Origin of the sequence: Mycolicibacterium chitae (assembly GCF_900637205.1) — a bacterium.
GTDB classification, from domain to species: Bacteria; Actinomycetota; Actinomycetes; order Mycobacteriales; family Mycobacteriaceae; genus Mycobacterium; species Mycobacterium chitae.
Genome location: NZ_LR134355.1, coordinates 2,740,727 through 2,764,207, shown reverse-complemented (window position 1 = coordinate 2,764,207; position 23,481 = coordinate 2,740,727). Strand labels below are relative to the sequence as shown.

22 protein-coding genes are annotated in these 23,481 nt (G+C 67.9%); 17 read left to right on the top strand and 5 right to left on the bottom strand.

The window, feature by feature from the left end:
• Positions 1 to 31: 31 nt before the first annotated feature.
• From EL338_RS13035 to EL338_RS13005, 7 genes are all read left to right on the top strand, one after another.
• Positions 32 to 736, top strand: coding sequence for a helix-turn-helix transcriptional regulator (locus EL338_RS13035; protein WP_435404904.1), 705 nt, complete (start codon positions 32 to 34; stop codon positions 734 to 736).
• Between the two features lie 73 nt (positions 737 to 809).
• Positions 810 to 2,255 (top strand): Fe-S cluster assembly protein SufB, encoded by a 1,446-nt coding sequence (gene sufB, locus EL338_RS13030; protein WP_126334139.1) that lies wholly within the window; start codon positions 810 to 812, stop codon positions 2,253 to 2,255.
• Positions 2,255 to 3,448, top strand: a complete 1,194-nt coding sequence (sufD, locus tag EL338_RS13025) for a Fe-S cluster assembly protein SufD (RefSeq protein WP_126334138.1) — start codon at positions 2,255 to 2,257, stop codon at positions 3,446 to 3,448. The genes sufB and sufD overlap by 1 nt, the downstream gene beginning before the upstream one ends.
• Positions 3,445 to 4,218, top strand: coding sequence for a Fe-S cluster assembly ATPase SufC (gene sufC / locus EL338_RS13020; RefSeq protein WP_126334137.1), 774 nt, complete (start codon positions 3,445 to 3,447; stop codon positions 4,216 to 4,218). The genes sufD and sufC overlap by 4 nt, the downstream gene beginning before the upstream one ends.
• A gap of 12 nt (positions 4,219 to 4,230) precedes the next feature.
• Entirely contained in the window at positions 4,231 to 5,502 is a 1,272-nt protein-coding gene (locus EL338_RS13015) for a cysteine desulfurase (protein ID WP_126334136.1), read from the top strand.
• A complete protein-coding gene (gene sufU / locus EL338_RS13010) occupies positions 5,502 to 5,954 on the top strand; it encodes a Fe-S cluster assembly sulfur transfer protein SufU (RefSeq protein WP_126334135.1) in 453 nt (150 codons plus the stop codon). The genes EL338_RS13015 and sufU overlap by 1 nt, the downstream gene beginning before the upstream one ends.
• A complete protein-coding gene (locus EL338_RS13005) occupies positions 5,951 to 6,292 on the top strand; it encodes a metal-sulfur cluster assembly factor (protein ID WP_126334134.1) in 342 nt (113 codons plus the stop codon). Before sufU ends, EL338_RS13005 begins: the two co-directional genes overlap by 4 nt.
• Here EL338_RS13005 and EL338_RS13000 read toward each other — a convergent pair.
• The 3 genes from EL338_RS13000 to EL338_RS26535 are packed head-to-tail and all read right to left on the bottom strand — an operon-like array spanning position 6,282 to position 8,106.
• The gene (locus EL338_RS13000; protein WP_126334133.1) at positions 6,282 to 6,839 is read right to left on the bottom strand and encodes a TetR/AcrR family transcriptional regulator; all 558 of its coding nucleotides are present in this window, start codon (positions 6,837 to 6,839) and stop codon (positions 6,282 to 6,284) included. The two genes, EL338_RS13005 and EL338_RS13000, sit on opposite strands and share 11 nt — an antisense overlap.
• A gap of 11 nt (positions 6,840 to 6,850) precedes the next feature.
• Positions 6,851 to 7,504, bottom strand: coding sequence for a cytochrome P450 (locus tag EL338_RS26540; protein WP_235666128.1), 654 nt, complete (start codon positions 7,502 to 7,504; stop codon positions 6,851 to 6,853).
• Positions 7,477 to 8,106, bottom strand: coding sequence for a cytochrome P450 family protein (locus EL338_RS26535; RefSeq protein ID WP_235666127.1), 630 nt, complete (start codon positions 8,104 to 8,106; stop codon positions 7,477 to 7,479). The genes EL338_RS26540 and EL338_RS26535 overlap by 28 nt, the downstream gene beginning before the upstream one ends.
• 144 nt (positions 8,107 to 8,250) lie before the next feature.
• On the opposite strand from EL338_RS26535, the gene EL338_RS12990 reads away from it, so the two are divergent.
• The 8 genes from EL338_RS12990 to EL338_RS12955 all read left to right on the top strand — a co-directional run bounded on the left by EL338_RS12990 (position 8,251) and on the right by EL338_RS12955 (position 17,672).
• Positions 8,251 to 9,726: an aldehyde dehydrogenase gene (locus tag EL338_RS12990; protein ID WP_126334132.1), complete on the top strand. Its 1,476-nt coding sequence runs from the start codon at positions 8,251 to 8,253 to the stop codon at positions 9,724 to 9,726.
• Positions 9,723 to 10,820, top strand: a complete 1,098-nt coding sequence (locus EL338_RS12985) for an NAD(P)-dependent alcohol dehydrogenase (protein ID WP_126334131.1) — start codon at positions 9,723 to 9,725, stop codon at positions 10,818 to 10,820. Before EL338_RS12990 ends, EL338_RS12985 begins: the two co-directional genes overlap by 4 nt.
• A gap of 10 nt (positions 10,821 to 10,830) precedes the next feature.
• Positions 10,831 to 12,372: an acyl-CoA synthetase gene (locus EL338_RS12980; protein WP_126334130.1), complete on the top strand. Its 1,542-nt coding sequence runs from the start codon at positions 10,831 to 10,833 to the stop codon at positions 12,370 to 12,372.
• A 396-nt stretch (positions 12,373 to 12,768) separates the two neighbouring features.
• Positions 12,769 to 14,436: a glycoside hydrolase family 16 protein gene (locus EL338_RS26530; RefSeq protein ID WP_235666126.1), complete on the top strand. Its 1,668-nt coding sequence runs from the start codon at positions 12,769 to 12,771 to the stop codon at positions 14,434 to 14,436.
• 47 nt (positions 14,437 to 14,483) lie between these two features.
• Positions 14,484 to 14,849 carry a thioredoxin gene (trxA, locus tag EL338_RS12970; protein WP_126334129.1) on the top strand — a complete coding sequence of 122 codons (366 nt, stop codon included), beginning with the start codon at positions 14,484 to 14,486 and terminating at the stop codon, positions 14,847 to 14,849.
• A 43-nt stretch (positions 14,850 to 14,892) separates the two neighbouring features.
• A complete protein-coding gene (locus EL338_RS12965; protein ID WP_126334128.1) occupies positions 14,893 to 15,720 on the top strand; it encodes an enoyl-CoA hydratase in 828 nt (275 codons plus the stop codon).
• Positions 15,721 to 15,742: 22 nt separating this feature from the next.
• A complete protein-coding gene (locus tag EL338_RS12960) occupies positions 15,743 to 17,371 on the top strand; it encodes an ABC-F family ATP-binding cassette domain-containing protein (protein WP_126334127.1) in 1,629 nt (542 codons plus the stop codon).
• 106 nt (positions 17,372 to 17,477) lie between these two features.
• Positions 17,478 to 17,672 (top strand): helix-turn-helix domain-containing protein, encoded by a 195-nt coding sequence (locus EL338_RS12955; RefSeq protein ID WP_126334126.1) that lies wholly within the window; start codon positions 17,478 to 17,480, stop codon positions 17,670 to 17,672.
• 12 nt (positions 17,673 to 17,684) lie between these two features.
• Here the strand turns inward: EL338_RS12955 and EL338_RS12950 are convergent, their stop codons facing one another.
• The gene (locus EL338_RS12950) at positions 17,685 to 18,251 is read right to left on the bottom strand and encodes a TetR/AcrR family transcriptional regulator (protein ID WP_126334125.1); all 567 of its coding nucleotides are present in this window, start codon (positions 18,249 to 18,251) and stop codon (positions 17,685 to 17,687) included.
• Positions 18,252 to 18,282: 31 nt separating this feature from the next.
• Positions 18,283 to 21,096: an aconitate hydratase gene (locus EL338_RS12945; protein WP_126334124.1), complete on the bottom strand. Its 2,814-nt coding sequence runs from the start codon at positions 21,094 to 21,096 to the stop codon at positions 18,283 to 18,285.
• Between the two features lie 188 nt (positions 21,097 to 21,284).
• Here EL338_RS12945 and EL338_RS12940 point away from each other — a divergent pair, with 188 nt between their 5' ends.
• On the top strand, positions 21,285 to 21,824 hold the full coding sequence (locus EL338_RS12940) for an Rv1476 family membrane protein (protein ID WP_126334123.1): 540 nt from the start codon (positions 21,285 to 21,287) through the stop codon (positions 21,822 to 21,824).
• Between the two features lie 189 nt (positions 21,825 to 22,013).
• The gene (ripA, locus tag EL338_RS12935; RefSeq protein WP_235666125.1) at positions 22,014 to 23,471 is read left to right on the top strand and encodes an NlpC/P60 family peptidoglycan endopeptidase RipA; all 1,458 of its coding nucleotides are present in this window, start codon (positions 22,014 to 22,016) and stop codon (positions 23,469 to 23,471) included.
• The last annotated feature ends 10 nt before the right edge of the window (positions 23,472 to 23,481 follow it).

The window sequence follows — 23,481 nt, the reverse complement described above, 5'->3', positions numbered from 1 at the left end:
CCCGTCCGCCGAATTGCGTCACACTGGTGTTGTGAAAATACGTCCGACGGTTCAGCGCGCCCCCGATGCGCCGCTGCATGCCCAGGACGGTCACACCCGCAGTGCCATCGTTCGGCTGCTGCTGGAGTCCGGTCCGGTCACCGCCAGCCACGTCGGTGAACAGCTCGGAATCTCCGCGGCGGGGGTCCGTCGGCACCTCGATGCCCTCATCGAGGCCGGGGACGCCCAGGCCAACGCGGCAGCGGCCTGGCAGCAAGCGGGGCGTGGCCGTCCCGCCAAGCGCTACCAGCTCACCGCGGCCGGCCGAGCCAAACTCGAGCACACCTACGACGACCTGGCCTCGGCGGCCATGCGTCAACTCCGGGAGATCGGCGGCGACGCCGCGATCCACGCTTTCGCCCGACGTCGGATCGACACCATCCTCGCGGATGTGGAACCGGCACCGAGCGACAGCGACGAGGACGTGGAGGCGGCCGCCGACCGGATCGCCGAGGCGCTCACCCAGGCCGGGTACGCCACCACCACCTCGCGGGTGAAGGGACCGATCGAGGGCGTGCAGATCTGCCAGCACCACTGTCCGGTGTCGCACGTCGCCGAGCAGTTCCCGGAACTGTGCGATGCCGAGCAGGAGGCGATGTCCGAGGTACTGGGCACCCATGTGCAGCTCCTCGCGACCATCGTCAACGGCGACTGCGCCTGTACCACCCACGTCCCGCTCAGCCCGGCCCGGGCATGAGCACCAGCTCCGGTCCGCAGCCCAGTGTCCGGAGCACACGAGAGAACCGACAGAGCAAAAGGAGTGTGTCGCGATGACACTCACACCGGAAGCCGGAGCCGCACCGGAGACCCTCACCCAGGAAGAGACCATTGCCGCCCTGGGCAAGTACGGCTACGGCTGGTCCGACTCCGACGTCGCGGGTGCCAGCGCGCAGCGCGGACTGTCCGAAGAGGTGGTCCGCGACATCTCGGCGAAGAAGAGCGAGCCCGACTGGATGCTCGACATCCGGCTCAAGGCGCTGCGCACCTTCGACAAGAAGCCGATGCCCAAGTGGGGTTCGGATCTCGACGGCATCGACTTCGACAACATCAAGTACTTCGTGCGCTCCAGCGAGAAGCAGGCCGCCACCTGGGACGACCTGCCCGCGGACATCAAGAACACCTATGACCGCCTGGGCATCCCGGAGGCGGAGAAGCAGCGCCTGGTCTCCGGCGTCGCGGCGCAGTACGAGTCCGAGGTCGTCTACCACTCGATCCGCGAGGATCTCGAGGCCCAGGGCGTCATCTTCCTGGACACCGACACCGCGCTCAAGGAACATCCCGAGATCTTCAAGCAGTACTTCGGCACCGTCATCCCGGCCGGTGACAACAAGTTCTCCGCGCTGAACACCGCGGTCTGGTCGGGCGGCTCCTTCATCTACGTGCCGCCGGGCGTGCACGTCGACATCCCGCTGCAGGCCTACTTCCGGATCAACACTGAGAACATGGGTCAGTTCGAGCGCACCCTGATCATCGTCGACGAGGGTGCCTACGTGCACTACGTCGAGGGCTGCACCGCACCGATCTACAAGAGCGACTCGCTGCACAGCGCCGTCGTCGAGATCATCGTCAAGTCCGGTGGCCGCTGCCGCTACACGACCATCCAGAACTGGTCGAACAACGTCTACAACCTGGTGACCAAGCGGGCGCGCGCCGAGGCGGGCGCTACCATGGAGTGGGTCGACGGCAACATCGGCTCCAAGGTCACCATGAAGTACCCGGCGGTCTGGATGACCGGCGAGCACGCCAAGGGCGAGGTGCTCTCGGTGGCGTTCGCCGGCGAGGGGCAGCACCAGGACACCGGTGCCAAGATGCTGCACCTGGCGCCGCACACGTCGAGCAACATCGTGTCCAAGTCGGTGGCCCGCGGCGGTGGCCGCGCGTCCTACCGCGGCCTGGTGCAGATCAACAAGGGCGCCAAGGGATCCCGTTCCAACGTGGAATGCGATGCGCTGCTGGTCGATACCATCAGCCGCTCCGACACCTACCCCTATGTCGACGTCCGCGAGGACGACGTCACGATGGGCCACGAAGCCACCGTGTCGAAGGTCAGCGAGGATCAGCTCTTCTACCTGATGAGCCGAGGCCTGACCGAGGAGGAGGCGATGGCGATGGTGGTGCGCGGCTTCGTCGAGCCCATCGCCAAGGAACTCCCCATGGAGTACGCACTGGAGCTCAACCGCTTGATCGAGCTGCAGATGGAAGGCGCGGTCGGCTAGTGAGCGAACTGAACACGGCCACCGAAACCACACCCGCGGGTTCGGCGCTCAACAAGGGCGAGATCTTCACCTCGTTCGACGTCGACGCGTTCGAGGTGCCCGGCGGTCGCGACGAGATCTGGCGGTTCACCCCGCTGCGCCGGTTGCGCGGCCTGCACGACGGGTCGGCGGGGAAGGCCACCGGCAGCGCGCTGATCGAGGTCACCGAACGTCCCGGCGTCACCATCGAGACGGTGCGCCGTGGCGACGCGCGACTCGGGCAGGGCGGGGTTCCTGCCGACCGGGTTGCCGCCCAGGCGTTTTCCTCGTTCGACGAGGCCACGGTAATCACCGTGGGTAGGGACACCCGGATCGACGAGCCGATCGAGATCACGATCAACGGTCCTGGCGCCGGTGCCACCGCCTATGGCCATCTGCAGATCCGGGTCGAAGAACTCGCCGACGCGGTGGTCGTCCTCGACCAGCGGGGCAGCGGAATTTACGCCGACAACATCGAATTCATCGTCGGCGACAGCGCCACGCTGAAGGTGGTGTCGATCGCCGACTGGGCCGATGACGCGGTCAACGTCAGCATGCACCACGCCGCGCTGGGTAAGGACTCGGTGCTGCGGCACGCGACGGTACAACTCGGCGGCGAGATCGTCCGGATGACGGGCCGGGTGCGCTACGACGCGCCCGGCGGTGATGCCGAACTGGTCGGGCTGTACTTCGCCGACGACGGTCAGCATCTGGAATCGCGGCTCTTGATCGACCACGCCCAACCGCACTGCCGGTCCAATGTCGTCTACAAGGGTGCGCTGCAAGGGGATCCGGAGTCCAAGCTGGCCGACACCCGCACCGTGTGGATCGGCGACGTGCTGATCCGGGCGGCGGCCACCGGCACCGACACCTACGAGATCAACCGCAACCTGGTGCTCACCGACGGCGCCCGCGCCGACTCCGTACCCAACCTCGAGATCGAGACCGGCGAGATCGTGGGCGCCGGGCACGCCAGCGCCACGGGCCGTTTCGACGACGAGCAGGTGTTCTACCTGCAGGCCCGCGGCATTCCCGAAGACCAGGCGCGCAGGCTCATCGTGCGGGGCTTCTTCGGCGAGATCATCCAGAAGATCACCGTGCCCGCCGTGCGTGACCGCCTGACCGAAGCCATCGAACACGAACTAGCTCTCACCGAAGGGAAGCCTTCCCAATGACCACACTGGAAATCAAGGACCTGCACGTCAGCGTCACGGCGCCCGACACCGGCGACGACATTCCGATCCTCAAGGGCGTCGATCTCACCGTCAAGTCCGGCGAGACCCATGCGTTGATGGGCCCCAATGGATCCGGAAAGTCGACGCTGTCCTACGCGATCGCCGGACATCCCAAGTACACCGTCACCTCGGGGTCGGTCACCCTCGGCGGTCAGGATGTGCTCGAGATGAGCATCGACGAGCGTGCCCGCGCGGGTCTGTTCCTGGCGATGCAGTACCCGATCGAGGTGCCCGGGGTTTCGATGTCGAACTTCCTGCGTACCGCGGCCACCGCGGTCCGCGGCGAGGCGCCCAAGCTGCGGCACTGGGTCAAAGAGGTCAAGCAGGCCATGCAGGACCTCGAGATCGACCCGTCGTTCGGTGAGCGCAGCGTCAACGAGGGCTTCTCCGGCGGTGAGAAGAAGCGCCACGAGATCCTGCAGCTCAGCCTGCTGAAGCCGAAGATCGCGATCCTCGACGAGACCGACTCGGGTCTGGACGTCGACGCGCTGCGGGTGGTCAGCAACGGGGTCAACACCTCCGCCAAGGAGAACAACGCCGGCGTTTTGCTGATCACGCACTACACCCGCATCCTGCGCTACATCCAGCCGCAGTTCGTGCACGTCTTCGTCGACGGGCGCATCGTCGAATCGGGCGGTCCGGAACTGGCCGACGAACTCGAGGCCAACGGCTACGAGCGCTTCACTCAGGCCGCCGCAGCCGGGGCATAGGGGGGAGGGGCGATGACAGCCTCAGTAGCTCTGGATGCCGCGAAGCTGGCCGGGATCAGGGCCGATTTCCCGATCCTGAACCGGGTGATGCGCAGCGGTAACCCGTTGGCGTACCTGGATTCCGGGGCCACCTCGCAGAAGCCGCTGCAGGTGCTCGACGCCGAGCGGGAGTTCCTGCTGACCTCCAACGGCGCCGTGCACCGCGGTGCGCATCAGCTGATGGAGGAGGCCACCGACGCCTACGAGCACGGCCGCGCGGACATCGCGGCGTTCGTGGGCGCCGACTCCGACGAGTTGGTGTTCACCAAGAACGCCACCGAAGCGCTGAACCTGGTCTCGTATGTGCTGGGCGACAGCCGCTTCGAGCGCGCGCTACGCCCGGGCGACATCATCGTCACCACCGAGGCCGAGCACCACGCGAACCTGATTCCGTGGCAGGAACTGGCGCGGCGCACCGGTGCCGAACTGGCCTGGTACTCGGTGGTCACGGACGGACCGGACGCCGGCCGGCTGGACCTGGACTCCCTCGAGCTCGACGAGCGGGTGAAAGTCGTTGCCTTCACCCACCATTCGAACGTCACGGGCGCCATCACCCCGGTGGCCGAACTGGTACACCGGGCCAAGGCCGTCGGCGCGCTGACGGTGCTGGATGCCTGCCAGTCGGTGCCGCACCAGCCTGTGGACTTTCGCGCACTCGACGTCGACTTCGCGGCCTTCTCGGGTCACAAGATGTTGGGGCCCACGGGGATCGGGGTGCTTTACGGGCGCCGCGAGTTGCTGAATGCGCTGCCGCCGTTCCTGACCGGCGGTTCGATGATCGAGACGGTCACCATGGAGCAGACCACCTACGCCCCGGCGCCGCAGCGGTTCGAGGCGGGCTCACCGATGACCTCCCAGGTGGTGGGGTTGGCCGCCGCGGCACGCTATCTGACGGCGCTCGGGATGGACGCCGTAGCGGCCCACGAGCACGAACTGGTGGCGGCTGCGCTGGCCGGGCTGGCCGAGGTGCCCGAAGTGCGCATCATCGGCCCGACCACCCTGGGTGACCGCGGTTCGCCGGTGGCGTTCGTGGTCGACGGGGTGCACGCCCACGACGTGGGGCAGGTGCTCGACGACGAGGGTGTGGCGGTGCGGGTCGGCCACCACTGCGCGTGGCCGTTGCACCGCAAGTTCGGTATCGCCGCTACGGCGCGGGCCTCGTTCGCGGTGTACAACACTCTCGACGAGGTGGACCGACTGGTCGCCGGGGTCCGGCGGGCCGTGGATTTCTTCGGCGGTCGCTGATGCGGATGGAGCAGATGTACCAGGAGGTGATCCTGGACCATTACAAGCATCCGCACCATCGCGGTCTCCGCGAACCGTTCGCCGCCGAGGTTTTTCACGTGAACCCGACCTGCGGGGACGAGGTGCGACTGCGGGTCTCGCTGTCCGAGGACGGCGAGACGGTGACCGATGTGTCCTACGACGGCCAGGGCTGCTCGATCAGCCAGGCCGCGACTTCGGTGCTCACCGACCAGGTGATCGGGCAGACTGTGGGTGACGCGCTGAAGACGGTGGCCTCGTTCACGGAGATGATTTCGTCGCGGGGCAACGTTGTAGGCGATGAGGATGTGTTGGGTGACGGCATCGCCTTCGCGGGTGTGGCCAAGTATCCGGCGCGGGTCAAGTGCGCGCTGCTGGGTTGGATGGCCTTCAAGGATGCGGTGACCCAAGCGAGCGAAAAGGGAGCATCATGAGCGAGACCACCAGTGACAATGTGATCGCCGATCTTGAGGAGGCCATGCACGACGTGGTCGACCCCGAACTGGGCATCAACGTCGTCGACCTCGGCCTGGTGTACGGGCTGAACCTGGAGGAGGGCGAGACCGGTCCGGTGGCGTTGATCGACATGACGCTGACCTCCCCGGCATGCCCGCTGACCGACGTCATCGAGGATCAGTCCCGACAGGCGCTGGTGGGCTCCGGCCTGGTCAACGAGATCAAGATCAACTGGGTCTGGAACCCGCCGTGGGGTCCGGACAAGATCACCGAGGACGGCCGCGAGCAGCTGCGCGCCCTCGGCTTCACGGTCTGACAGCCGCCCGCGGCGCCAGCAGCTCGGTGAGCACCAGGTTCAGCGAGCGGCGCAGGTGCTCGACGCCGGGCAGCGGTTGCGTCTGCTGATAGCCGTTGAGGGTGAAGATCGCCATCCGGGCCAGCATTTCCGCATCGGCATCGTTGTCGAGAAGTAGCTGCAGCGTCTCGTAGGTGACGCGGTAGCGCTGCTCGTCGACGGTGGCCTGGACCTGGCGGACCTCCTGGTCGCTGTGTGACCACGCCCGGATGGCTGCTTCGGCGCTGTGCGGGAAGCCACACGCGAAGTCGATCAGCGCCTCGAGTGTGCGCTGCGGATCGCCCTGGCGGCGGGCCGCTTCGGCAAGTTCCAGGGTGCGATCCTGCAGCCAGAACTCGAGCAGTTCGGTCTTGAACCGGGCCCAACTACCGAAGTAGTGGTAGAAGGACCCGGTCGTGACCTCGAGGCGCCGGCACAGCGGGGTCAGCTTCAGGCCGCCGTGGTCGGCCTCGGCGAGGATGTCGATGGCGGCCGAGAAGTAGTCCTGCCGGTCGACGATTTTGTGCATGCTCTATATCTTTACGCACCCCGGCGCGGTCCCGGCGTGAACGCCACGGGCAGCTTCGACAGGCCGTACGCCCAGTGCGACGGCACCAGTTCGGCCGCACCGTCGGAACGCAGGTCCTTCATCCGGTCCAGCACTTCCTCGAAGATGACGCGCAGTTCCAGCCGGGCCAGGCTGGCGCCGAGGCAAAAGTGCCTGCCGCCGTCGCCGAACGCCATGTGGTCGGGTTTGGGCCGGTGGATGTCGAAGGTGGCGGCGTCGTCGAAGACGGCCTCGTCCCGAGATCCGCTGCCGTACCACATGACGAGTTTGTCGCCGGCCCGGATCTGTCGGCCGCCCAGCTCCACGTCGCGGGTGGCGGTGCGGGCGAACCACTGGACCACCGACGTCCAGCGCAGGATCTCCTCGATGGCGCCGGGGATGAGCGCCGGCTCCTCGTAGAGTTCGCGCAACGCCTCGGGATGCTCGAGCAGGGTGCGTAGGCCAGTGGCGGCGGTGTTGCGGGTGGTGTCGTTGCCGGCGAAGGTGAGCAGGCCGAAGAACATCACGATCTCCAGGTCGGTCAGCTCCTCCCCGTCGACCTCGGCGCGCCGCAACCGCATCACCAGCGAGTCCTCGACGGCCGCCTCGGACTGGGCGATCACCTGTTGGGCGAGGTAGGCGCCCATCTCGCCGAAAACCTGTTCGGCGGCATTGGATTCGGTCGAACGGATGGATTGTTCGATGCGCTCGGTCCAGTCGTAGAACTCGGGCAGATCCTTCTCCGGGCCCCCATGAGTTCCATCAGGATCAGCAGGGGGATCGGCACGGCGATGTCCTCCACGAAGTCCGCGCGGCCGGCCTCGATGACCTTGTCGATGATCGAGGTGACGCGGGCGCGGATGCCGGCCTCCATTCGGGCGACCGCGGCCGGGGTGAACACCCGGGCCAGGATCTTGCGGTACCGGGTGTGCGTCGGCGGGTCCATGTAGAGCAGCTGGTTGCCGATCACGTCCAGGTTCAGCACCTGATCGGGGTTGACGAACACGCCGCCGCGCCGGCTGGAGAAGGTCTCGGAGTCGTGGCTGACCGTGGTGATCTCGGCGTGGCCGAACAGCGACCAGCACCCGGCGCCGTCGCCGAGCGGGTTCCAGTGCACGGGGGCCTCGCGGCGCATCCGGGCGAACAGATCGTGCGGCGGGCCGTCGACCCACCAGTGCGGATCGAACACGTTGACGTCGGCGACTCCCGTGGGGACCGCGGTGTCGTCGGTGATCAGACCTGTCGTCATGGCTGCACTCCTTATGCTCGCCGGTGAACCAAACATAAACTATGTTACAATGATGGGCGTCACAGCGCAGGACCGAGTGTGCTGCGGCTATCGTCGACGCGACGTGGCCGGCGCACGCCGTAGGACCTCACTGCAGGCGGAACGATGACCGTCACCGAACCGATCACCGAATCCCGGGGCTTCTGGATCGACGGCACCTGGGCCGCGCCCTCGGGGGCCCAACGCATCGAGATCAACAACGCGAGCACCGGGGCCGCGGTCGCGACGGTCCCGGCCGCCGAGCGCCCCGATGTGGACGCCGCCGTCGCCGCGGCGCGCCGCGCCTTCGACGAATCCGACTGGGCCACCCGGGGCGCGGCGGCGCGCGCCGCCGCGATCACCTCGCTGGCCACCGCGCTGCTGGCCCGCTCGAACGAAACCGCCGCCGCGGTCAGCACGCAGAACGGCATGCCGATCTCGATCGCCTCGGCCACCGAGGCCGTCATGCCGGCGACGTTGCTGAACTACTACGCGAACCTCGCCGCCGAACAGCCCGCCGAGGAGCGGCGGAGCGCCTTCGGCGGGGGCACCACCGTGGTGCGGCGCGAACCGATCGGCGTGGTCGCGGCGATCGTGCCGTGGAACTTCCCCCAGACGTTGACCTTCTTCAAGCTCGCGCCGCTGCTGGCGGCGGGTTGCACGGTGGTGGTCAAACCCTCGCCGGAGACCGTGCTCGACTCCTATCTGCTCGCCGAGGCCATCGCGGAGTCCGACATTCCGGCCGGGGTGATCAACATCGTGCCCGGCGGCCGCGAGGTCGGCGCTTACCTCGTCGAGCACCCCGGTGTCGACAAGGTCGCGTTCACCGGTTCCACCGCCGCGGGCCGGGCCATCGGGGAGGCCTGCGGCCGGTTGATCCGGCCGGTGACGCTGGAACTCGGCGGCAAATCGGCCGCGATCGTCCTCGACGACGCCGACCTGCCGTCGCTGCTGTCGCAGTTCTTCACCGCGACCCTGATGAACAACGGACAGACCTGCTATCTGGGCACCCGGGTGCTGGCCCCCCAGGCGCGCTACCGCGAAACCGTGGACCTGCTCACCGATTTCGCCCGTGCCCTCAACGTCGGCGACGCGCTGGACCCGGCCACCCAGATCGGGCCGCTGGCGACCGCCAACCAGCAGCGACGCGTGCAGGACTACATCGCCAAGGGAGTGGCCGACGGCGGCCGCGTCACCACCGGCGGCGACCGGCCCGACGGTCTGGACGCCGGCTGGTTCGTCGCGCCCACCATCTTCGACAACGTGGACAACTCCCACACCATCGCCCGGGAGGAGATCTTCGGACCCGTGCTGGCCGTGATCCCGTACGGCGACGTCGACGACGCCGTGGCCATCGCCAACGACTCCGACTTCGGCCTGGGTGGCAGCGTGTGGACCGGGGACCAGGACCGCGGCCTCGCGGTGGCTCGCCGGGTCCAGACCGGCAGCATCGGCGTCAACGATTACGCTCTGGATCTGCACGCCCCGTTCGGCGGCGTCAAGGCCAGCGGCCTGGGGCGTGAGCTGGGCCCCGAGGGCCTGGCCGCCTATCAACAGGTCAAGTCGATCTTCCTGCCCGCGAAAGAGGTAGCGCCGCAATGAGAATCCAGGCCGCCGTGCTGCGCGGCGAAGCATCGCCGTTCACCATCGAAGAGCTGGAACTGGCCGACCCGGGGGCGCATCAGGTGCGGGTGCGGATCGTCGGCGCCGGACACTGCCACACCGATGTGTTGCCGCGCGCGGGCGCGGGCTTCGGGCCGCCGCCGATTGTGCTGGGGCACGAGGGGGCCGGCGTCGTGGAGGCCGTGGGTGAGGCGGTGCAGACCGTCGCGGTGGGCGACCACGTGGTGCTCAGCTTCGATTCGTGCGGCCACTGCGTCAACTGCCGCGCGGCCCATCCGGCCTACTGTGACACGTTTTTGGAACGCAACCTCGTCGGTCAGGGTGTCGGGGGAGCCGCACCGCTGACCGACTCGGCGGGAGCACCGGTGGCGGGCCGGTGGTTCGGCCAGTCCTCGTTCGCCTCGCACGCGGTGGTCGATGCGCGCAATGCCGTCGTGGTCGACAAGGAACTGCCGTTGGAACTGCTCGGGCCGCTCGGCTGCGGCGTGCAGACCGGCGCCGGTGCGGTGCTCGAGGTGTTGCGGATCCGGCCGGGGGAGCACATCGTCATCACCGGCACCGGTGCCGTCGGACTCTCGGCCGTGATGGCCGCGAAGGTGGCCGGCGCGGGCCGGATCATCGCCGTTGACCTCAACCCCGAACGGCTGGCGCTGGCCCGGGAACTGGGCGCCACCGACACCATCACCGCCGGCCAGGGCGACCTGACCGCACAGATCCGCGAGATCGTCCCGGCCGGGCCGCAGTACGGCCTGGACACCACGGGACTGCCGACGGTCATCGCGGCCGCCCTGGAGTCCCTGGCCGCGCGCGGCACCCTGGGCACCGTCGGGGTCCAGCAGGGGGATCTGGCGATCGGTCCGCTCACCCTCACCGTTGGCCGCACCATCACCGGCATCCTGGAGGGCGACGCGGACCCGCGGACGTTCATCCCGACCCTGATCGAACTGTGGCGCAGCGGTCGATTCCCGTTCGACCGGCTCGTCGAGACCTTCCCGCTGTCGGAGATCAACACCGCCGAACAGCGCGCGCTGGCCGGTGAGATCATCAAACCCGTGCTGCTGCCGGGAAGCTGAGAGGGAATCCATGTATCCGGGCACCTATGCGCAGAGCGCCCCCGACAAGCCGGCGATCATCATGGCCGACACCGGCGACACCGTCACCTATCGTGAGCTCGACACCCGATCGCTGCGGTTCGCGCGACACCTCTACGACCAGGGGGTCCGGTCCGGTGAGCACGTCGCGATCCTGACCGACAACCAGCCGCGTGCGCTGGAGATCTACTGGGCCGCAATGCGATCCGGACTCTACATCACATTCGTCAACTCGCAGCTCAGCGCCGACGAGGTCGCCTACATCGTCAACGACTGCGGCGCCCAGACCCTCGTCGTCGCGCAGCGCTACGCCGCGATCGCGCCCGCGGTGGTGGCACAGACCCCGGGCGTTCAGCGCAGGGTTGCACTGGCCGGCCCCGACGGCACCGGGGGCATCGACGGGTTCGAGGATTACGAGGCGATCATCGCCGCGGCGTCCTCGCAGCCGCTGCCCGCGCAGCCGTGCGGGGTGGACATGCTCTACTCGTCGGGGACCACCGGTTTCCCGAAGGGCATCAAGGTTCCGCTGCCCGACCGCGCCGTGGACGAGGCGGGCGATGCGGTGACCGCGCTGTTCGGCCCGGCCATCGGGCTCGACGCCGAGTCGGTGTACCTGTCGCCGGCGCCGGTCTACCACGCCGCGCCGCTGCGCTTCATGGCGATGGCCCACCGCACCGGTGCCACCGTCGTGATGATGCGCAAATTCGATGCCGAGGATGCGCTCCGCCAGATCGAGCGGCACCGTGCCACCCACAGCCAGTGGGTGCCAACGATGTTCGTGCGGATGCTCAAGCTCGACGCGTCGGTGCGCGCCTCCTATGACGTGTCCTCGCTGCGGTCGGCCGTGCACGCCGCGGCGCCCTGCCCGGTGGACGTCAAGCGCGCGATGATCGACTGGTGGGGACCGATCCTGCTGGAGTACTACTCCGCCACCGAGATGAACGGCGTCACGATGATCGACAGCGATCAGTGGCTGGAACGTCCGGGCTCGGTGGGGCAGTCACGGCTTGGCGTCGTGCGGGTCTGTGACGACGATGGCCGGGAGTTGGCGACGGGGGAGATCGGAACGGTCTACTTCGAGCGGGACACCGCGCCGTTCGAGTATCACAACGATCCCGGCCGCACGTCGGACACCCGGCATCCCGAGCATCCGAACTGGACCACCAACGGCGACATCGGCTATCTGGACGGGGACGGTTTCCTGTTCCTGACCGACCGCAAGTCATTCACGATCATCTCCGGCGGGGTCAACATCTATCCGCAGGAGATCGAGAACGCGCTGGCGCTGCACCCGTCCGTCTTCGACGTCGCGGTGATCGGCGTGCCCGATGCGGAGATGGGCGAATCCGTTGTGGCGGTGGTGCACCCGGTCGAGGGTGCCGAACCGGACCTGGCCGCAACGCTGGACGGATTCCTGCGCGAGCGCATCGCGCACTACAAGTTGCCGCGGCGCTACGAGTTCGACACCGACCTGCCCCGCACCCCGACCGGCAAATTGGTGAAGGGCCGGCTGCGGGATCGTTACCGAAGCTGACGATCGGGGCGGCCCGATGCGGGCTGCCAGCACGAAAACCGGTGACGCGGTGCGCGGCGGAATCGCGTCCGGTGGCCAATGTGTTCCGAGAGCGCAATTCTGGCAAATTGTCGGCACAGTGCGACGGAATTACCATTCCTGATATATAGCGCCATTATCGCGCATTCCGAATGCGCTGTCGGTGACTGTCGGTTACAGTCCTGCGCAGGAGCTCGTCACGCCGTCGAAAGGGCAGAAGCCTTGTAGCAGAGCGACTTCGGATGTTTTCGCAATCCGTCCGTTGATTAGTTTGAATTCAAATTACCCATGAATTCACACAGCTGCAGCTGATTCGGCAATACCCATTTTGTGCTTTTGATTTACCTCAGCAGCCCGAGGAAATTGGAGGAACGGTAGATGGTCAGTCGTGCGCAAATTCAGAAGAAGCATCGAGCGGTGCACAAGGACGCCTATCGGTACTGGCTCGGCGTCGGCCTGTTGGCGGGCGGCCTCAGTGCCGCCATCACCGTCGGCGCGGGCGTGGCCGCGGCCGAGTCGGAATCCTCCACCGGTGCACGTTCGGACTCGTCGTCGGCGCGGCCGAGCAAGGCCGACCGCGCGGTCAAATCCGAGTCCCGCCAGTCGGCCCGCGAGCGTGGGCCGCGGGTGCGGACCGACCGTCGGGCCGGACGCGGGACCGAGGAACGACCCACCGAGCGGCTCCGGCAGAAGCTGTCGGCGGCGAAGGTCGACCGCGATGTGGCACGCGACATCGAACGCACTGCGCCGCGTCGGGAATCGCGCCGGCAGTGGGTCAACACCCGGGAGGTGGCCGCCGAGGCGCCGAACGAGGTGCCGAGATCGGTGCGTCCCCGCCAGGCCCGGGCGGTCGAGGCAAGGACTGTGGAGCCGAGGTCCGTCGAGCCGAGGTCCGTCGAGTCGCGGGCCATCGAAAAGGTCGACGTCGAGGCGGCAACGGCCACGGACCCGGCGGCGCCGACAAAGTTCGGGCAGGGGCTCCAGGAACGGGTCCAGGCCACGCTCAAGGACAAGGTTCAGGCCCAAGTGCAGGAGAGGGTCCGGGCCCAGCTGCAACCCCGTCCGGCCACGGTCCTGCAGAGCCGCCTGCAGGCCCAGCGCGTCCGACTGGGTGAGCAGTTGCGCGCACACCTGCTGAACTTGCGCGAGCGGTTGCGCGCGGGCATCTTCACCCCGGTGAAACCCGTGCCCGTGCCGCCCGTGGTGACGCCGCCGGTGTCCGCACCGCCGGTGTCCGCGCCGCCCGAGGTGGTCACACCGAAGCCGCCGACGCTGATCTGGGAGTCGAATTTCGACAACCTCGACGACGCCCAACGGCACTGGCGACTGCAGAGCGGCCGCTGGGGTGAGCCGGGTGGCGAGAATCAGTACTACACATCGGACGGCTCGAACGTCTGGGTCAACGAGGACGGCGTCCTGGTGATCGAGGCGCGCCGCGAGACGCCCCCGGACGGCCGCGGCGCCCCGGACGACTACACCTCGGCGCGGGTGGTGACCTACGAGAAGGTCTCCGTCGAGGCGAATTCGCGGATCGTGGCCCGCATCAAGATGCCCTACACCGAGGGCACGTTGCCGGCGTTCTGGATGGTCGGCGAGGAGCCGGGCCACCACTTCGACTGGCCGCGGCAGGGCGAGGTCGACATCGTCGAGGTGCCCGGACTCGGGACCGCGGAAGGCCGACGCATGTGGCACGGCAACATCCACGGCCCGGCGCAGACCGACAACACCACCGACATCCAGCTGCAGGGCGTCGAGCAGGATCTCGGCGTGGACCTGTCGGCGGACTTCCACGAGTACGGCATCGACTGGTATTCCGACAAGATCATCTGGCACGTCGACGGCGTGCAGACCGGGCAGATCACCCGCGCCGAATACGAGGCGATGGGCGGGGACTGGACGCCGTTCTCCGGCGCCTGGCCGCACTACCTGATCATGAACGTGGCGATCGGCAACCCGTGGACCGGCGACCCGGACCCCGACGAGCCGTTCGCCCCGCAGCAGATGCAGGTCGACTGGGTGCGGGTTTACCAGCTCGATGCGGTGTGACAGGGTCGGTGGGGAACATCGCCCGCCATGCCGACGTTAGGAGTCACGTGGCTACCACCGACCTCACCGCGGATCGCTTCAACGAAACGGTCACCGGCAACGACATCGTGTTGATCGACTTCTGGGCGTCGTGGTGTGGACCGTGTCGCGCCTTCGCGCCGACCTACGAGGCCTCCTCCGACCAGCACCCGGACGTGGTGTTCGCCAAGGTGGACACCGAGGCCGAGCAGGAACTCGCCGCGGCCGCCGAGATTCGCTCCATCCCCACGCTGATGGCCTTCAAGAAGGGCAAGCTGGTGTTCAACCAGGCGGGGGCGCTGCCGCCCGCGGCCCTGGAGCAGCTGATCCAGCAGGTCAAGGAGTTCGACGTGGACGCGGCCGTCCAGGAGCAGGCCGATACCAAGGAGGCCTGAGGACTTCGGCCTGTCCGACGACAGCACGCGATAGCGTGCTGTCGTGAGTGCTGACTTCGTCTCGGAATTCGTCCTCGTCGACCGCCCGCGCCCCGGGGTCGCGGTGATCACACTGAACCGGCCCGAGCGGATGAACTCGATGGCCTTCGACGTGATGGTCCCACTGCGTCGGGTCCTCGACGACGTCAAGCATGACAATGACGTCCGCGCGGTGATCCTCACGGGTGCGGGCAGCGGCTTCTCCTCCGGTGCCGACCACAAGTCCGCCGGCGCCGTACCGCATGTCGAGGGCCTGACCCGGCCCGCCTTCGGCCTGCGCTCGATGCAGCTGCTCGACGACGTCATCCTGGGACTGCGCCGGCTGCACCAGCCGGTGATCGCGGCGGTCAACGGCGCCGCCATCGGCGGCGGCCTGTGCCTGGCGCTGGCCTGCGACATCCGGGTGGCCGGCGCAGCGGCGTATTTCCGCGCGGCCGGGATCAACAACGGGCTGACCGCCAGCGAGCTGGGGCTGAGCTTCCTGCTGCCGCGCGCCATCGGCACGTCGCGGGCCTTCGAGATCATGCTCACCGGCCGCGATGTCGACGCCGTGGAGGCCGAGCGGATCGGCTTGGTGTCCCAGCAGGTCCCCGACGCCGACCTGCTGCCGACCTGTCTGGCGATGGCGCAGCGCATCGCGTCGTTCTCGCGGCCGGGAATCGAGTTGACGAAGCGCACGCTATGGAGTGGACTGGACGCCGCTACCCTGGAAGGGCACATGCAGGCCGAAGGGCTGGGGCAGCTCTATCTGCGCCTACTCACCGGAAATTTCGAAGAAGCGGTGGCCGCGCGCGCGGAGAACAGAGACCCCGTCTTCACCGACGACAAGTAGACGAGTAACAGGAGCGCAGTTCGTGATCACCGCAACGGACCTGGAGGTCCGCGCCGGGGCCCGCACGCTGCTCCTTGCCGACGGCCCCGCGCTGCGGGTCCAGCCCGGCGACCGCATCGGCCTGGTCGGGCGCAACGGCGCCGGCAAGACCACGACCATGCGCATCCTGGCCGGCGAGGGGGAGCCCTACGCCGGCGAGGTCACCCGCGCCGGCGAGATCGGCTACCTGCCCCAGGACCCCAAGGAGGGCGACCTCGACATCCTGGCGCGCGACCGGGTGCTGTCCGCCCGCGGCCTCGACACGCTGCTGGCCGATCTGGAGAAGCAGCAGGCGCTGATGGCCGAGGTCGTCGACGAGAAGGCCCGGGATCAGGCCGTGCGCCGCTACGGCCAACTCGAGGAGCGGTTCTCCGCGCTCGGGGGATACGCGGCCGAGAGCGAGGCCGGCCGGATCTGCGCGAGCCTGGGGCTGCCCGAGCGGGTGCTGACCCAGCCGCTGCGCACACTGTCGGGCGGTCAGCGACGCCGGGTGGAGCTGTCCCGGATCCTGTTCGCCGCCAGCGACAGCGGCTCGGGTTCGGCCACCACCTTGCTGCTCGACGAGCCGACCAACCACCTCGACGCGGACTCGATCGGCTGGCTGCGGGACTTCCTGAAGAACCACACCGGCGGGCTGGTGATGATCAGTCACAACGTCGAACTGCTCGCCGACGTGGTCAACCGGGTGTGGTTCCTCGACGCCGTGCGCGGCGAGGTCGACGTGTACAACATGGGGTGGCAGAAATACCTCGATGCCCGCGCGACCGATGAGCAGCGCCGGCGGCGTGAGCGCGCCAACGCCGAGCGCAAGGCGTCCGCGCTGCGTACCCAGGCCGCCAAGATGGGCGCTAAGGCCACCAAAGCCGTTGCGGCACAGAACATGTTGCGCCGTGCGGACCGGATGATGGCGGCGCTGGACGAGGAACGGGTCGCCGACAAGGTGGCCCGGATCAAGTTCCCGACGCCGGCCGCGTGTGGTCGCACCCCGCTGGTCGCCAAGGGCCTGACCAAGAACTACGGCTCGCTGGAGGTCTTCACCGGCGTGGACCTGGCCATCGACCGGGGCTCCCGCGTCGTGGTGCTCGGTCTCAACGGCGCGGGCAAGACCACCCTGCTGCGGCAGCTGGCCGGGGTGGAGACCCTCGACGCCGGCGCGATCGAACCGGGCCACGGGCTCAAGATCGGCTACTTCGCCCAGGAACACGACACCCTCGACGACCACGCCACCGTCTGGGAGAACATCCGCCACGCCGCGCCGGACACCGGCGAGCAGGACCTACGCGGGCTCCTCGGCGCGTTCATGTTCACCGGCGCCCAACTCGACCAGCCGGCCGGCACGCTGTCCGGCGGCGAGAAGACCCGCCTGGCGCTGGCCGGTCTGGTGGCCTCGACGGCCAACGTGCTGCTGCTCGACGAGCCCACCAACAACCTGGACCCGGCCTCGCGCGAGCAGGTTCTCGACGCGCTGCGCAGCTATCAGGGCGCGGTGGTGCTGGTGACCCACGACCCGGGTGCGGCCGAGGCCCTCGACCCGCAGCGGGTGGTTCTGCTGCCCGACGGCACCGAGGACTTCTGGTCCGACGAGTACCGGGATCTGATCGAGCTCGCCTGACGGGGCGTAGTTCCCGCGCAGCAGGTTTCACCGATTCCGGCCGAATTTGCCCGCGGCGGTTCTACCCTGGATGGTGCCGGGGATCGGTTAACTGCGGGAGGCCTCAATGAAGAAGCCGAACAAGGCACGCGATCAGCTGATCGAGGAACTGCGCCGGGCCTACGAGGGCGGCGCGAGCATCCGAACACTGGTCGCGAGCACGGGTCGCTCCTACGGGTCCATCCACTCGATGCTGCGCGAATCGGGCACCACGATGCGCAGCCGCGGCGGGCCCAACCATCGGACCCGCCGCGTCGGCTGATTCGCGCAGGCGTCAATTCGGTTGGCGCACCGAATCCTCGACCAGATCGAGGACCGCGCTGAGCTCGGTCGGGTCGTCGCCGGAGGCCAGCCGCGCCACCAACCCGTCGAGCACGAGATCCAGATAGGTCTGCAGCACCTCGCCGGGCACGTCGTCGCGTAGCCGGCCGGCCTGTTTCTGGCGGCGCAACCGCTCGCTGGTGGCCGCCGACAGTTCGGCCGACCGCTCCGCCCAACCCTGATGAAATACCGGGTCGTTGCGGAGCTTTCGGGCGATCTCCAGCCGGGTGGCCAGCCAGTCGAACTCCTCCGGCGCGGCCAGCATGTCCCGCATCACCTGGATCAGGCCCTCGCGGGAGGCGACATCGGCCATCCGCTCGGCGTCCTCGCGCGCGAGTTCGAAGAACAGTGAGTCCTTGTCGCGGAAGTGATGGAAGATCGCCCCCCGCGACAGGCCGATGGACTGCTCGAGGCGGCGCACCGTCGCTCTGTCGTAGCCGTGTTCGGCAAAGCAGCGACGGGCGCCGTCGAGAATCTGGCGGCGGCGAGCGGCCAGATGGTCCTCACTGACTTTGGGCATGGACGGTGGTCCCGACTACCCTCGGCCCCGCTCAGGCCTTCAGCATGTTCCGCAGGACGTACTGCAGGATGCCGCCGTTGCGGAAGTAGTCGGCCTCGCCCGGGGTGTCGATGCGGACCACCGCGTCGAACTCCACCTTCGAACCGTCCTCCTTGGTGGCCGTCACGTGCACGGTCTCCGGAGTGCGGCCGTTGTTGAGTTCCTCGATACCGGTGATGTCGTAGGTCTCGGTGCCGTCGAGCCCCAGCGATCCGGCCGACTCACCCGCGGGGAACTGCAGCGGGATGACGCCCATGCCAATGAGATTCGAGCGGTGGATGCGCTCGAAGGACTCGGTGATGACCGCGCGCACGCCCAGCAGGCTGGTGCCCTTGGCCGCCCAGTCCCGCGACGAGCCGGAGCCGTACTCCTTGCCGCCCAGGACCACCAGCGGGATGCCGGCCTGCTGGTAGTTCTGCGAGGCGTCGTAGATGAACGCCTGCGGCGCGCCCTCCTGGGTGAAGTCGCGGGTGTAGCCACCGGAGACGTCGTCGAGCAGCTGGTTGCGCAGCCGGATGTTGGCGAAGGTGCCGCGGATCATCACCTCGTGGTTGCCGCGCCGCGACCCGAACGAGTTGAAGTTCTTGCGCTCGACACCGTTGTCCACCAGGTACTGCGCCGCCGGCGTGCCCTCCTTGATGTTGCCCGCCGGGCTGATGTGGTCGGTGGTCACCGAATCACCCAGCAGCGCAAGGACTCTGGCGCCGGTGATGTCCGACACCGGGGTCGGCTCGGCCGGCATCCCGTCGAAGTACGGAGGCTTGCGCACGTAGGTCGACTGCGGATCCCACTCGAAGGTCTTGCCGTCCGGGGTGGGCAGGTTCTGCCAGCGCTCGTCGCCCTTGAAGACGTCTGCGTAGTTCTTGAGGAACATCTCCCGGCTGATCGACGAGGCGATGGTGTCGGAGATGTCCTGCTGCGTGGGCCAGATGTCCTTCAGGAAGACGTCGTTGCCGTCGGAGTCCTGACCCAGCGGGTCGGCCTCGAAGTCGAAGTCCATCGACCCGGCCAGCGCGTAGGCGATCACCAGCGGGGGCGAGGCCAGGTAGTTCATCTTGACGTCCGGGTTGATCCGGCCCTCGAAGTTGCGGTTGCCCGACAGCACGGCAGCCGCGGCGAGGTCGTTGTCGTTGATCGCCTTGGAGATCTCCTCCGGCAGCGGACCGCTGTTGCCGATGCAGGTGGTGCAGCCGTAACCCACCAGGAAGAAGCCCAGCTTCTCCAGGTACGGCCACAGGCCGGCCTTGTCGTAGTAGTCGCTGACGACCTGCGAGCCCGGGGCCATGGTGGTCTTCACCCAGGGCTTGGTGGCCAGGCCCTTCTCGACCGCGTTGCGGGCCAGCAGCGCCGCACCGAGCATGACCTCCGGGTTGGAGGTGTTGGTGCAGGAGGTGATGGCCGCGATCACCACGGCGCCGTGGTCGATCTCGAACTCGCCGAGTTCGCTGGACTTGACGGCCACGCGCTTGGACGGGCGACCGGCGCCGGCCGTGGCGTGGTGCTCCTCGTGGGCCGGCGGCTTCTTGTTGTTCAGGAACGAGGTGTTGCGCACCGGGTCGCTGGCCGGGAACGTCTCGTCGATGGCCTCGTCGAGCTTGGTGTATTCACCGTTGAACTCGCCGTCCTCGACGTAGTCGGCGATGTCGCGCCGCCAGGTGCTCTTCGCCTCGTCGAGCGCGATGCGGTCCTGCGGCCGCTTCGGGCCGGCGATCGAGGGCACCACGGTGGACAGGTCCAGTTCGATGTACTCGGAGTACTTGGGCTCGCGCGACGGGTCGTGCCACAGGCCCTGCTCCTTGGCGTAGGCCTCCACCAGCCCCAGCTGCTCCTCGCTGCGACCGGTGAACCGCAGATAGCTCAGCGTCTCGTCGTCGATCGGGAAAATCGCTGCGGTGGAACCGAATTCAGGGCTCATGTTGCCCAGCGTGGCGCGGTTGGCCAGGGGGATCTCGGCCACCCCCTCGCCGTAGAACTCGACGAACTTGCCGACCACGCCGTGCTGGCGCAGCATCTCGGTGGCGGTGAGCACGATGTCGGTGGCGGTCACGCCGGTCTGGCGCTCGCCGGTGAGCTTGAACCCGACGACGCGGGGGATGAGCATCGACACGGGCTGGCCGAGCATCGCGGCCTCGGCCTCGATGCCGCCGACGCCCCAGCCCAGCACGCCCAGGCCGTTGACCATGGTGGTGTGGCTGTCGGTGCCGACGCAGGTGTCCGGGTAGGCGACCCCCTCGCGCTGCATGACCACCGGTGCCAGGTATTCGATGTTGACCTGGTGGACGATGCCGGTGCCCGGGGGGACGACCTTGAAGTCGTCGAACGCGCCCTGACCCCAGCGCAGGAACTGGTAGCGCTCGCCGTTGCGCTCGTATTCGATCTCCACGTTGCGCTCGAACGCGTCGGCGCGACCGAACAGGTCGGCGATCACCGAGTGGTCGATCACCAGGTCGGCCGGCGCCAGCGGGTTGACCTTCTCGGGGTCGCCGCCGAGCGCACCGATCGCCTCACGCATGGTCGCCAGGTCCACGATGCACGGCACCCCGGTGAAGTCCTGCATGACCACGCGGGCGGGGGTGAACTGGATCTCGACGCTGGGTTCGGCACTGGGATCCCAGTTGGCGAGCGCCTCGACGTGCTCCTTGGTGATATTGGCGCCGTCCTCGGTGCGCAGCAGGTTCTCGGCGAGCACTTTGAGGCTGTAGGGAAGCTTTTCGGTGCCCGGGACCGCATCGAGGCGGTAGATCTCGTAGCTGTTGTCTCCGACGTTGAGCGTGGCGCGCGCTCCAAACGAATTCTTGCTGGTCACATCAACTCCCGGCGTTTAGTTGTCTCGCCGACGGGCTGTGCCGGCGATGTCCACTACTTTAACAGTACGCCCGTACTGCAAGAGCGGGGGTGCGGGTGCGTAGTACGCACCGGCCCCGACCCCAAGTCTTCCCCCTGCCGGGGCGCGGTGCCAACCCGGCACCGCACACGTCGCGTACCGTGCTTCCCATGCTTGGTCCTCAGACCCCGGTGTTCCCGGCCTATATTCCGGCCGACGTCGACATGGATGCGGTGCTCATCGAGGTTGCCGCCGACGGGGTCAGCGCGGATCCGGCCGACGAGGCCGGCCTGCAGCAGGTGGTCGCCGGCGCCCGGGAACAGGGGATCGACCTCAAGGTCGTGGTGATCGACAGCAATCCGCCGATCGACACCCCACTGCGCGATATCGCGACCGTGGTGGCGCAGTCCCACCCCGATGCCACCGTCCTGGTGTTGAGCCCGTCGTTCGCCGGGACCCACAGTCAGGCCTTCGACCGGGTCACCCTCGAGGCCGGCGAGGACCTTGCCAAGACCGGTAATCCGGTGCAGTCGGCGCAGAATTTCGTCGATCAGTTGAACACACCGGATTTCCCGTGGACCGGACTGACGATCGTGCTTACCGTCGGCGTATTACTGGCCGCCGTCGCCACTCGAATGCTGCAAGTCCGGGCAAAGTCGGTCGAGACGCCAAAGTCGCAGGCAGACACCGCTTCTGCCGCTCCGCATTGACCCGCCGGGGCCTTATTCGACAAATGGTGCAAGGTCACCATTTGGTTACATTCATTTAATTACAATCCTGTAATTTGTGACTAAAGTTTCTTTAGCGACACGCGTGACGTACGGTGCAAACTAAGCCTATTGATGTAGGTGTGCCTCCTGTGACTGCAGTGGGCGGGGGCCATCGGGTTGAGCGAAGCCATGAGGAGACCGAGTCGAATGAGACGCATGGTGCCCGTCCGGGCCATTTCTCAGGTTGCGGCGTTGGCGTTGCTCGCGGCGACACCAGGCTTCGTCAACGCGGGCGTCGCGGCCGCGGACCCAGAACCGAACCCCAACAGCGTCGCCGCGCTGATCGCCGATGTTGCCGAGGCCAATCAGCGCCTCGACGATCTCGGGGCGCAGATCCAGCTCCAGCAGGAGAGCGTCAACAAGGCCCTCGTCGAGGTGCAGACCGCGCGCGACAACGCCGAACTCGCCCAGCGCGAGGTCGAGGCCAGCGCCGGGGCGGTCGAGGCCGCCAATGCCGCGATCGCCGACGCGCAGCAGCGGTTCGACAAGTTCGCCGCGGCGACCTACATCGCGGGACCGTCCGGTTCCTACCTGTCGGCCGGCACGCCCGACGAGATCATCGCCACCGCCTCGGCCAGTAAGACCCTGTCGGTCAGCTCCGAACAGGTGATGACCAACCTCGAGCGCGCCCGCACCGAGCAGGTGAACAGGGAATCCATGGCGCGGTCGGCCAAGCAGAAGGCCGACCAGGCCGCGCACGACGCGCAGGCCAGCCAGGACGCCGCGGTCCAGGCGCTCCAGTCCGCCCAGCACACCTTCGGCGAGCAGCAGGCGCAGGTCGACGCGTTGGCCGCCGAGCGCGAGGCCGCCAAGGCCCGCCTGGCCGCGGCGCGACCGGCACCGGCCGCACCCTCCGGACCGCCCGCCCCGGCGGCCCAGGGCGCCCCGGCGGCACCGGCACCGGCCGGCGCGACGGATCCGGCGGGGGACTGGGACCGCAGCCCCGCCGCGGCCGCGGGTGCGGTGCCCTACGGCGACATCAGCCAATGGGACACCACCCTGCCGATGGTGCCGAGCGCGTTCATCTCCGGCGATCCGATTGCCATCGTCAACACCGTGCTGCAGATCTCGGCGACCTCCGCGCAGGTCACCGCCGACCTGGGCCGCAAGTTCCTGGAGAAGATCGGCATCCTCAAGCCCGCCGACAACGGGATCACCAACGGCGCGATCCCGCGGGTCTATGGCCGGCAGGCCGCCGAGTACGTCATCCGGCGCGGCATGTCGCAGATGGGTGTGCCGTACTCCTGGGGTGGCGGGAATGCCGCCGGCCCGAGCCGGGGTATCGACTCCGGGGCCAACACCGTGGGCTTCGACTGCTCGGGCCTGGTGCTCTACGCGTTCGCCGGTGTCGGCATCAAGCTGCCGCACTACTCCGGGTCGCAGTACAACATGGGCCGCAAGATCCCGTCGTCGCAGATGCGTCGGGGCGACGTCATCTTCTACGGCCCCGGCGGCAGCCAGCACGTCACGATCTACCTGGGTGACGGGCAGATGCTCGAGGCGCCCTACACCGGTTCTCACGTCAAGATCTCGCCGGTTCGCACCAGCGGCATGACCCCGCACGTCGTCCGCTACATCGAATACTGACGGAAGATGT